Annotated in this window: 19 protein-coding genes; 8 read left to right on the top strand and 11 right to left on the bottom strand. The window is 61.6% G+C overall.

What is annotated here, in order from left to right; translation table 11 throughout:
• Window positions 1-243: 243 nt before the first annotated feature.
• The 10 genes from AC6EI8_RS21860 to AC6EI8_RS21815 form a co-directional block, all read right to left on the bottom strand.
• Window positions 244-462 (bottom strand): hypothetical protein, encoded by a 219-nt coding sequence (locus AC6EI8_RS21860; protein WP_174108207.1) that lies wholly within the window; start codon window positions 460-462, stop codon window positions 244-246.
• A gap of 88 nt (window positions 463-550) precedes the next feature.
• A complete protein-coding gene (locus tag AC6EI8_RS21855; RefSeq protein ID WP_498382865.1) occupies window positions 551-763 on the bottom strand; it encodes a hypothetical protein in 213 nt (70 codons plus the stop codon).
• Entirely contained in the window at window positions 760-1,134 is a 375-nt protein-coding gene (locus tag AC6EI8_RS21850; protein WP_498382864.1) for an XkdD/Y8K6 family phage-associated protein, read from the bottom strand. The genes AC6EI8_RS21855 and AC6EI8_RS21850 overlap by 4 nt, the downstream gene beginning before the upstream one ends.
• Window positions 1,135-1,169: 35 nt before the next feature.
• Window positions 1,170-1,484, bottom strand: coding sequence for a hypothetical protein (locus tag AC6EI8_RS21845; RefSeq protein WP_498382863.1), 315 nt, complete (start codon window positions 1,482-1,484; stop codon window positions 1,170-1,172).
• A 247-nt stretch (window positions 1,485-1,731) separates the two neighbouring features.
• Window positions 1,732-1,926, bottom strand: coding sequence for a hypothetical protein (locus tag AC6EI8_RS21840; RefSeq protein WP_174107358.1), 195 nt, complete (start codon window positions 1,924-1,926; stop codon window positions 1,732-1,734).
• A 104-nt stretch (window positions 1,927-2,030) separates the two neighbouring features.
• Window positions 2,031-2,255, bottom strand: coding sequence for a hypothetical protein (locus tag AC6EI8_RS21835; protein WP_498382862.1), 225 nt, complete (start codon window positions 2,253-2,255; stop codon window positions 2,031-2,033).
• A gap of 187 nt (window positions 2,256-2,442) precedes the next feature.
• Window positions 2,443-2,628: a hypothetical protein gene (locus AC6EI8_RS21830; protein WP_174107360.1), complete on the bottom strand. Its 186-nt coding sequence runs from the start codon at window positions 2,626-2,628 to the stop codon at window positions 2,443-2,445.
• Window positions 2,625-2,900 (bottom strand): hypothetical protein, encoded by a 276-nt coding sequence (locus AC6EI8_RS21825; RefSeq protein ID WP_174107361.1) that lies wholly within the window; start codon window positions 2,898-2,900, stop codon window positions 2,625-2,627. Before AC6EI8_RS21825 ends, AC6EI8_RS21830 begins: the two co-directional genes overlap by 4 nt.
• 84 nt (window positions 2,901-2,984) lie before the next feature.
• Window positions 2,985-3,299: a hypothetical protein gene (locus AC6EI8_RS21820; RefSeq protein ID WP_498382861.1), complete on the bottom strand. Its 315-nt coding sequence runs from the start codon at window positions 3,297-3,299 to the stop codon at window positions 2,985-2,987.
• 2 nt (window positions 3,300-3,301) lie between these two features.
• Window positions 3,302-3,736, bottom strand: coding sequence for a helix-turn-helix transcriptional regulator (locus AC6EI8_RS21815; RefSeq protein ID WP_498382860.1), 435 nt, complete (start codon window positions 3,734-3,736; stop codon window positions 3,302-3,304).
• Window positions 3,737-3,839: 103 nt separating this feature from the next.
• Here AC6EI8_RS21815 and AC6EI8_RS21810 point away from each other — a divergent pair, with 103 nt between their 5' ends.
• Together AC6EI8_RS21810 and AC6EI8_RS21805 are read left to right on the top strand one after the other, a co-directional pair.
• Window positions 3,840-4,088, top strand: coding sequence for a transcriptional regulator (locus AC6EI8_RS21810; RefSeq protein ID WP_082371434.1), 249 nt, complete (start codon window positions 3,840-3,842; stop codon window positions 4,086-4,088).
• Between the two features lie 58 nt (window positions 4,089-4,146).
• Window positions 4,147-4,278, top strand: a complete 132-nt coding sequence (locus AC6EI8_RS21805) for a hypothetical protein (RefSeq protein WP_498382859.1) — start codon at window positions 4,147-4,149, stop codon at window positions 4,276-4,278.
• Here AC6EI8_RS21805 and AC6EI8_RS21800 read toward each other — a convergent pair.
• Window positions 4,259-4,486, bottom strand: a complete 228-nt coding sequence (locus AC6EI8_RS21800; RefSeq protein ID WP_498382858.1) for a hypothetical protein — start codon at window positions 4,484-4,486, stop codon at window positions 4,259-4,261. The two genes, AC6EI8_RS21805 and AC6EI8_RS21800, sit on opposite strands and share 20 nt — an antisense overlap.
• 96 nt (window positions 4,487-4,582) lie before the next feature.
• Here AC6EI8_RS21800 and AC6EI8_RS21795 point away from each other — a divergent pair, with 96 nt between their 5' ends.
• Genes AC6EI8_RS21795 through AC6EI8_RS21770 form a run of 6 tightly spaced genes read left to right on the top strand, consistent with a single transcriptional unit; the run spans window position 4,583 to window position 7,936 of the window.
• On the top strand, window positions 4,583-4,807 hold the full coding sequence (locus tag AC6EI8_RS21795) for a hypothetical protein (RefSeq protein ID WP_226106632.1): 225 nt from the start codon (window positions 4,583-4,585) through the stop codon (window positions 4,805-4,807).
• Window positions 4,804-5,007: a hypothetical protein gene (locus AC6EI8_RS21790; RefSeq protein ID WP_226106631.1), complete on the top strand. Its 204-nt coding sequence runs from the start codon at window positions 4,804-4,806 to the stop codon at window positions 5,005-5,007. The genes AC6EI8_RS21795 and AC6EI8_RS21790 overlap by 4 nt, the downstream gene beginning before the upstream one ends.
• 4 nt (window positions 5,008-5,011) lie before the next feature.
• Window positions 5,012-5,176, top strand: a complete 165-nt coding sequence (locus AC6EI8_RS21785) for a hypothetical protein (RefSeq protein WP_498382857.1) — start codon at window positions 5,012-5,014, stop codon at window positions 5,174-5,176.
• Window positions 5,173-6,051, top strand: coding sequence for a hypothetical protein (locus tag AC6EI8_RS21780; RefSeq protein WP_498382856.1), 879 nt, complete (start codon window positions 5,173-5,175; stop codon window positions 6,049-6,051). Before AC6EI8_RS21785 ends, AC6EI8_RS21780 begins: the two co-directional genes overlap by 4 nt.
• Window positions 6,048-7,412, top strand: a complete 1,365-nt coding sequence (gene dnaB / locus AC6EI8_RS21775; protein WP_498382855.1) for a replicative DNA helicase — start codon at window positions 6,048-6,050, stop codon at window positions 7,410-7,412. Before AC6EI8_RS21780 ends, dnaB begins: the two co-directional genes overlap by 4 nt.
• Window positions 7,412-7,936 carry a RusA family crossover junction endodeoxyribonuclease gene (locus AC6EI8_RS21770; protein WP_498382854.1) on the top strand — a complete coding sequence of 175 codons (525 nt, stop codon included), beginning with the start codon at window positions 7,412-7,414 and terminating at the stop codon, window positions 7,934-7,936. The genes dnaB and AC6EI8_RS21770 overlap by 1 nt, the downstream gene beginning before the upstream one ends.
• Window positions 7,937-7,944 lie beyond the last annotated feature (8 nt).

The raw sequence follows: 7,944 nt of genomic DNA, 5'->3' as shown, positions 1-7,944 counted from the left end.
TTGGAAGTCGACCGTGCTGCCCGGGGGAAGCAAGACACCCAGGGCCACCATGTTTTCATCGGTGCAGTTCTCGATATGGACCGGGAACGCCGGTCCGCCATCGTTGATCTTTGCCATCCTTATCTCCTCAGTGCCCACAGGGCAGATTTCCGTTCTCGTCCGGCTCCGCGCCGCAGCTGATGCAAACGCGCTTGAGCAGCGCTGCCATCAGCCGCACTAGGCCGGCTTCGGTCCATTGGTGCGTCATTGCACTGCCTCCAGATGTTCGCGGCACATCGCCTTGATGGCTTCACGGTCGTAGTTACGGTCGCCAAGCCTGGCGTCGGTATGGCTGCCGGCGAACTGGACGTAGACGCCGCGCACAGCGATCTGGCCTTGCTCGACTTCGTAGATCACCGACAGCTCGTAATGCGGGCTGATCGCCGGGCCGTCGTCGCACTCGCGGGTAAAGCTGTAGCTCATGCCAGCACCACCCACAGCAGCACAGCGAGCGCCGCTACCAGCGTCGGCACCACGTACACCAGCAGGGCCATGCAAAGGGCGTAGCGGCTCATCGCTGCTGCTCCTTGGCGCGGGCCATCACGCGATCGAACATGCCGATGAAGCTGCATGCCGGGCACTCGACAAGATCGCGGAAGCTGTCGCCGGTCATCGGGCCAGTGGCGTAGCAGTGATCGGGCACGACGTGACTGCCGATGGCGCGCCGGCCTTCCTTCAACGCCTCCACTAGCTCGCGCGTCAGTGCTGCCTGTTCGTTCGTCATTGCTGGCTCCCGGTGGCTTTCGCGAGGGCGGCGCGGGCTCCGGCATACGCCGCGTGCGCTTCGTCAATCTCTGGCTGCTCCCACCCCGATGCGCGCATGTCAGCATCGGTCGGAATGCTGCGAAGGACCCGCTTCAGCGCCTCGTACAGCTCCGGCGCCGCGGCGATCAGCCGGGCGTTGGCTTCGACCGGATAGCCAACTTCGCTCTCGCCGTGCCATCCCTTGTGCACCGTTGCAATGGGCTTTTCGCCTGCAACGCCACCACCGTTCTGATAGAGGTCCGATGGCGGCCGACGCCATACATTTCCGTCGCTGTCTGCGAACCACGGCCCCGGCGTCCACTTCGGCGCGCTCTTGTCCTGTTGATCCATGTCTGTCTCCAAGCCCGCTTGGCGGGCGGGTTGGGTTAGGCGGCGCGCCAGTTGACGTTGCCGCGCCAGTCGGTGACGGCCACGAGCGAGCTCTCGTACTGTTCGCGCGCATCGCGCTGCAGCCGCATCCATTCGGTGTTGCTCAGGGAGTCGCGCAGGCTGATCGTCGTGCCGGTGATGGTCACGTCCTCGAGGTCGATGTCCTCGATGCGCGAGCCGATGTAGTGGACCGAACCGTGCAGGTCCACGCGGACGTCGCCGAAGAAGGACGAGCCGAGGTGTTCCAGGCCCGACAGCATCTCGGGCTGGCCCGGGACTCGGATCAGGTCTTGGATGAGGGTGGCTGCCATCGCTTGCTCCATCAGATGGGTGGGAAGGGCGCCCCATGCGAAAATCGTTGTCCCTACAACAACCTCGCCTCTAGCGAGGCGACCTTCCCAATGACTCAAGAAATTGCTCAGCCGAAGTGCCCGGACTGTGGTCTTGTCGGTGTCGATACGATCGGATGCACGCCAAGCCGTCAGAAGAACGGCGCCGGTGATCCGTGGTTCGAAATCGCTCACTGCATCGCCTGCGGGCACGTGTACGGAACCTTCGCTAAGGTCGTGAATCCGTCGTCGTATCGCATCGGCGGTTGACCGTATTGGCGTCCGTCGCTCGACGCGCGTAGTGATGGACAGCTTCGTGCTGTCGCGCCTTGCGCGCATCGAGCAGGTCGAGCATGGGCTCGACGAGCCAGTACACGAGCCGCCAGAACGCGGCTCGTTTTCCTTTCGTGCGGGTGTTGTTCATCTGCGGCTCCATCGGTGTAGTGCGTCGATGGAGGCAGTATAGAAAAGCTGTACCAACGAGTCAAGAAAAAATGTACTCGGGTGTTGCTTCCCTGTACCGGCGCTTTACGGGACGGGCTCTGAACGGACGACATCAGTCGCCACGCGGGCGGCGACTTGGTTCAGGGCTTGCATCGTTAATGAGAAGGAGCGGGCGTATTGACCGCTGATGGAATAGCTGTGAGTCCCGTCGGCTTGCCACTTGATCGTGATCGTGCCGTCCGGCGGCTCCGGACCTAGCTGCGCGCCCGACTTCCCCCGGAAGCGCGCCAGCTCGATGATGTTCGACATGTGACCCCTCTCATGCTGCTGCCGGGCTTACGCCGGCTTGCTGTTGAAAGGTCAATGTAAGGGAGTCACTACTTAAGAGGGGAGGCAGATTCCCCTGCCGGGGTGACAGGGGAAGGTGCGCGGAGGAGGGGGCTAGGGGCATAAAAAAGCCCGCCGGAGTGGCGGGCTTTTTACCTACGCGAGGCGTCTACTTGGTGCGTGTGAGTTGCTTCTTCGAGGCGCGGTCGATCGTTTTGGCCCTGATGACCCTCGACTGCGTCTTCACCATCTCCTGCTGCACATCACGTGTCGCTGCCAGCATCGCTTGAATGGGCGCGAAATAGAGCCGCGGCGTCTCTTTGGCTGCTTCCCAAAAAATCGTCCATGTGCTCATTTCATCTCCTCAAAGGCTGCTTGAACTGCGTTCCAAAGGAAGAATAGCATGCAGACCGCGTCTGCCGCGAAGATCAAGTACTCCAAGCCGGTCAGGCCGATCACCAAGGCATAGGATGCGCCATTTGCCTCAAGGAACGAAACGAACTTCCCTAGCCCAAAGGCGAGCAACGCAAGGATTACGAAGATCGCCGCTCCCGCCAGCGCGTGTCCCGCAAACGCCCACACGGCTTTCCATGGGGACTGGTGTCCCCGGTTCTTGTTATTCGACATTCTCTTTTTGGTTTTGTTGCGACCGGGCGGATCTGCCGGCTTGGCTCAGCCGGTCTTTTTGCGATCGGCCTGCACGCGGCTCGCCTAGAAGCCACCTTTCAATATAAATTCGAGGTGTTTCTCAATGTCCTGGAAGACCTCAGATGACTCATCCATCAACATCGCGCGTTCAGCAGGATGAAATTCACCGCTGGGCGGAAGATCTCTTAGGCTTCGGAGACCCTTCTCCAGAAGAACGCGAGCAAGCGATCCAATGGCTCCTGGCTCTTCGTCGACGCCTTTCTCGACGCATTTCTGTTTGGCAAGAGCAGTTATCAGCACAAGCACAAGGTGTTCGAGGACAAGGGTCCGATGCTTGAGCCGTTGGTGCTCTAGGTCGTGTTCTGTGAAAGTGCTCATGGTTAGCTGCCGGTGCGCTCGTGCCCCGCGGTGCGACGGCCGCCGGTGGAGTGTTTGATGTCCGCGTGGTCAGCGACCGTACTGCCCGACGTCGCGAACGTTCCTCCGGTTTGCCTGCTGCCTGTCGAAGCGAGCTCCAGGGCGGAAACGACAATCCGCTCAAGCTCGGCAAGTTGCTTCTCTGACAACTGATCCAGCCGTGATCGGGGAAATGCGAACGGCCAGGACGCGCCCGCCTGGGCCGCTCCAGCATCATCCACGGGCAACGGCGCGCCCGTCACCTCCCTGATCTTCAACATCTGTGACCAGCCCGGCTCGTGTCGGCTGTTCTCCCACGCCGACACATTGGACTTGGTGACACCCAACGCATCAGCTAGCTGCTGCTGCGTCATGTGCGCCCGCCCGCGCGCCTCGATGATCCACCGGTTGAGTTCCATGGGCGAATGGTAAAGAAACTCTGTACCGAGAAGGTCGATATTATCTTGACTTGTAGGTACAGGATTTCTATACTTGGCCCTGCGTAGAGACTGAGTGGAATCCATGAAAGAGCATCCTATCGACATGGCGGCACGGATCGTGGGGTCACAGGTTGCCCTTGCGGTGCACCTGTCCGTCACGAAAGCTGCGGTGAATCAGTGGAAGCAGCCGGGCAGAAAGGTCCCAGCCGAACACTGTCCGGCGATCGAGCGCCTTACCGGTGGTCTCGTCCGCTGCGAATTGCTTCGTCCTGATGTCGATTGGGCGTACTTGCGAGACGCAGCCCACGACGGCCAGCCAGCCGCCGCCTAAGGCCGCGTCATGCCCGCCCGTTCCTCTCGTGGTCGTCCATTTTGCCGAAGGAGAAGAGATGAAACGACTGTATGCCCGTTTGATGCTCTGGATCATCCGTCCCGCGCTGAACTTGCATGCCCGAGCCACGGCGGAAATCGTGGCGACTTCGGCCAGCGATGCAGAAGCGTTCAAGAGATTAGGTCTTTGAGCGCGTCGCGATGCTTGTACAGGCTTTCCTTCCAGTCGTCGCTTCTGCCGATTGTGGCGAAGGCTGCCGCAATGGACTCGAGATTCCGATCGAACTCTGCAAAAAACTGGTCGCGTGTCTCGCTCGGCTGGATCTTTGCAAGCGCGATGAAGGCTGCCTCCAACGCGCGCAGGTGCGCGTCCAGCTTTTCCAGCGTCATCGTTTCCATGCGTCCTCCTGGTTTGGGTGGTTGAGAAAGTGAGAGAGCTCGATTTTTCCATATCCATGGGGGATGCACCCCTTTACCTGATTGTTGAGGTACTCAATGTCCCGTCGCGCCGAATTCCGGAACGAAGTCAAAACTCGTCTGAACGACGAGGACTACGAGGCTTTGCAGGCTTTCAAACTGATGCAGGGCTTCGAGTCCGATTCCGCTGCGCTCCAGCGCGCCGTCAGGCTCGCGTTGCGTGGCGTTGTTGGAACTTTGCCCGTACGCATCTCGGGCGTCAGTGCCGAAGTGTCCCAGGCTGGGACGAGAGAGGCCGCATGACGATCGAGAAAACCGAGGTCACAGCGCTGATTCCGACCGATGACGCGCGGGATCTGGTGCTCCGCGCCGCAAAAATGGGTGTCTCGTCGCCGGAATACCTCGGATACCTGATCCTGTTTGCCGCTTATGGCATCGAACACACCGAAGCTGCCGAGTTTTTGGCTCGGGCCGGCTCGGGACAAGTTGGGACGCAGGGGTAAGGCGATGAAGCCTAACGAGCCGATCCACTTCGATGCAGCGCAGAAGAGCTTTGCCGATGCCCATCGCATCGCAAGGAAGATGGCTGCTGCTGGCACCACCAAGCGCCGCGTCCATTCCTGGGCTGAGGCAATGAAGACCGCATTGAAGGCGCCACGGGGGCAGGTGTGAGTCGCTACCGCAAGATCGACCCTCGAGTTTGGAACGACGCGAAGTTCCGCGATCTGTCGGACAACGCCAAGCTCGTCTTCTTCATGCTGCTGACCCATCCGAACATGACGGCCCTTGGCGCCATGCGATCGACGTTGGCCGGTCTTGCCGAAGAGCTCGGATGGGAACCGGAAGCCTTCCGCGAAGCCTTCCGTGAAGTCTTGAACAAAGGGATGGTCGAGCACGATCAGAAGGCATGCTTTATCGCCCTACCGAAGTTTCTTCGGTACAACCAGCCAGAGTCTCCCAATGTCGTTAAGGCATGGGTTGGCGCCCTTGATCTGCTGCCAGAGTGTGGCCTGAAAACCGTTGTAATTCAACGAGCTAGGTCCTTCCTCGATGGGTACAAGGAAGCCTTTGCGGAAGCCTTTCGTGAAGCCTTCGCGAAGAGTATCGCTAATCAGGAGCAGGAGCAGGAACAAGAACAGGAGAAAGAACTACCCCCCAACCCCCCATCGCCTGTCGGCGACGAGGGGGCTGAGCTCGATCTGCAAGCAAAACCCAAGCGGGAACGTAAGCCGCGTGTCGCACTGAAGACCTTCCTCGAAGCCTGCAAGGCAAACGGGGTCAAGCCAGTGACGAGCTACACGCCGCTCATGGAGTACGTGGAAGGAATCAAGCTGCCGCACGAGTTTCTGGAGTTGGCGTGGGACGTCTTCTGCCGCGAACACCTGCCCGGTGGTGCGAACGCACACCGCCTGCAAGCGGACTGGCAGCGGCATTTCTGCAACTACGTGACCAAGGGCTACTACCGCCTGTGGGTCTGCAAGGCAGATGGCTCGTTCGAGCTGACGACGCTTGGCCAGCAGTCCCGGAAGTTCCTGGAGGCAGCATGAGCGCCCGCGACGAATTCGCTGTGCCGCACAGCATCGAGTCGGAGCAAGCTGTCCTCGGTGGGCTGATGCTCGACAACGACGCGATCGACCGCGTTGGTGACCTGCAGGTGGAGCACTTTTACCGCGGCGACCACCGGGCGATCTATGCGCAAATCCGCGAGATCCTGTCCACGGGAACGGGCGCCGACACACTGACGGTCTACGAGCGCCTGGCAGCCAAGGGCCAAGCCGAGGAATGCGGTGGTCTGGCGTACCTCAACGAGCTGACGCTGGCCACGCCGAGCGCCGCGAATATCGGCCGCTACGCAGCCGTGGTGCGTGACCGCGCCGTCAAGCGTGCTCTGCTGGCGCTGGCCAACGAGGTGCCCGCGATGGTCATCGGTGACGCCGAAGCCCGCATCGTGGTCGATCGCGTGCAGGCCAAGCTCGAGCAACTGTCCCGCGAGCGCGTCAAGACCGAGCCCATCCGGGCGTCCGAGGGCATGGCGGACTTTTGCGACCTGCTGACGGCGCAACTGGAGGGCAAGGTTCAGCCGCTGTCGACCGGGTTCCGCGATCTGGACGAGAAGCTCGGCGGGGGATTCCGAGCCGGCGAGCTGGTCATCGTCGCTGGTCGTCCGGCCATGGGCAAGACGGCCTTTGCGCTGAACATCGCCGCGAACGTCGCGCGCAATGACGGCGCCCTCGTGCTGTCGATGGAAATGCCTCTGGCCCAACTGCACCAGCGCAATACGTCGATGCTAGGGCGTATCCCGATGGCTCGCCTGCGTCAGCCGGACCTCATGACAAACGAGGACTGGAACAACGTCACGGCTGCTGCCGCGCGGATTGCTGACCTGAGCCTGTTTCTCGACGAACAGCCGGCACTGACGCTGCTGGAAGTCCGAGCCAAGGCTCGCGCTGTCAAGCGCAAGCACGGCTTGGCGCTGCTGGTGGTCGATTACCTCGGCCTGATGACTGGCGGTCCCAGCGAGAACCGGAACCAGGAGGTGGGCAGCTATTCCCGCGGCCTCAAGGCGCTGGCCAAGGAGTTGGACATCACGGTCTTGGCGCTAGCCCAACTGAACCGCGACCTGGAGCGCCGTGCCGACAAGCGTCCGACGATGGCCGACCTGCGCGACTCGGGCGAGATCGAGCAAGACGCCGACATCATCTGCTTCCTGTACCGGGATGAGGTGTACGACCCCGATTCAATGGCGAAGGGCGTCTGCGAAGTGCTGGTGGAAAAGCAGCGCCAGGGCGAGAAGGGAATGGTGCCGCTTGCCTACCGCGGCGAGTTCGTGCTGTTCAGCGATCTGGCACACGGCTTCCGTATGCCCGAGCCCAAGCGGCCGGGGCGCAAGTTCAGGGACGACATGTGATGACCATGGACGAAATGCTGGAAATCGCCTGCTGCTGCGATCCGAAGCCCGCAGAAGTGGGTACGGATGCCGCCACGACGCGCGTGCGCGCGCGCGTTTGCACCTTCACGGTCCCCGGCGCACCGGTGGCAAAGGGCAGGGCGCGGTTCGCGAAGCAGGGCGGTTTCGTGCGGGCGTACACCCCGGCCAAGACGGCTGCGTATGAGGGACTGGTGGCGCTCGCAGCAGCCGAAGCCATGGCCGGCGCAGCGCCGATGCAAGGGCCGATCCGGCTGGGCGTGTCGATCCTGCTGCCGATCCCGACGAGCTGGAGCAAGCGCAAGCATGCGATGGCCGTGGAGGGCTTGGTGGCCGCGACGAAGAAGCCGGACGCGGACAACGTGCTCAAGGCGATCAAGGACGGGATGAACGGCGTGGTCTACGTGGACGACGCCCAGGCGGTGGAAATCAGCGTGGTGAAGCGGTACGCGGCGACGCCCAGTGTGCGGGTGGTTGCCGAAGAACTCGAACTCGAAAAGGCCTAAGGAGAACG

This window comes from Cupriavidus sp. R6-3 (genome assembly GCF_059772245.1).
The sequence above is the reverse complement of the archived record's forward strand: the minus strand, read 5'-3'. Positions and strand labels throughout refer to the sequence as shown.

Bases quoted from the DNA above. Each gene is read 5' to 3' on its own strand.
- AC6EI8_RS21860 (WP_174108207.1), bottom strand. From the start codon at position 462: ATGAGCTACAGCTTTACCCGCGAGTGCGACGACGGCCCGGCGATCAGC.
- AC6EI8_RS21855 (WP_498382865.1), bottom strand. From the start codon at position 763: ATGACGAACGAACAGGCAGCACTGACGCGCGAGCTAGTGGAGGCGTTG.
- AC6EI8_RS21850 (WP_498382864.1), bottom strand. From the start codon at position 1,134: ATGGATCAACAGGACAAGAGCGCGCCGAAGTGGACGCCGGGGCCGTGG.
- AC6EI8_RS21845 (WP_498382863.1), bottom strand. From the start codon at position 1,484: ATGGCAGCCACCCTCATCCAAGACCTGATCCGAGTCCCGGGCCAGCCC.
- AC6EI8_RS21840 (WP_174107358.1), bottom strand. From the start codon at position 1,926: ATGAACAACACCCGCACGAAAGGAAAACGAGCCGCGTTCTGGCGGCTC.
- AC6EI8_RS21835 (WP_498382862.1), bottom strand. From the start codon at position 2,255: ATGTCGAACATCATCGAGCTGGCGCGCTTCCGGGGGAAGTCGGGCGCG.
- AC6EI8_RS21830 (WP_174107360.1), bottom strand. From the start codon at position 2,628: ATGAGCACATGGACGATTTTTTGGGAAGCAGCCAAAGAGACGCCGCGG.
- AC6EI8_RS21825 (WP_174107361.1), bottom strand. From the start codon at position 2,900: ATGTCGAATAACAAGAACCGGGGACACCAGTCCCCATGGAAAGCCGTG.
- AC6EI8_RS21820 (WP_498382861.1), bottom strand. From the start codon at position 3,299: ATGAGCACTTTCACAGAACACGACCTAGAGCACCAACGGCTCAAGCAT.
- AC6EI8_RS21815 (WP_498382860.1), bottom strand. From the start codon at position 3,736: ATGGAACTCAACCGGTGGATCATCGAGGCGCGCGGGCGGGCGCACATG.
- AC6EI8_RS21810 (WP_082371434.1), top strand. From the start codon at position 3,840: ATGAAAGAGCATCCTATCGACATGGCGGCACGGATCGTGGGGTCACAG.
- AC6EI8_RS21805 (WP_498382859.1), top strand. From the start codon at position 4,147: ATGAAACGACTGTATGCCCGTTTGATGCTCTGGATCATCCGTCCCGCG.
- AC6EI8_RS21800 (WP_498382858.1), bottom strand. From the start codon at position 4,486: ATGGAAACGATGACGCTGGAAAAGCTGGACGCGCACCTGCGCGCGTTG.
- AC6EI8_RS21795 (WP_226106632.1), top strand. From the start codon at position 4,583: ATGTCCCGTCGCGCCGAATTCCGGAACGAAGTCAAAACTCGTCTGAAC.
- AC6EI8_RS21790 (WP_226106631.1), top strand. From the start codon at position 4,804: ATGACGATCGAGAAAACCGAGGTCACAGCGCTGATTCCGACCGATGAC.
- AC6EI8_RS21785 (WP_498382857.1), top strand. From the start codon at position 5,012: ATGAAGCCTAACGAGCCGATCCACTTCGATGCAGCGCAGAAGAGCTTT.
- dnaB (WP_498382855.1), top strand. From the start codon at position 6,048: ATGAGCGCCCGCGACGAATTCGCTGTGCCGCACAGCATCGAGTCGGAG.
- AC6EI8_RS21770 (WP_498382854.1), top strand. From the start codon at position 7,412: ATGACCATGGACGAAATGCTGGAAATCGCCTGCTGCTGCGATCCGAAG.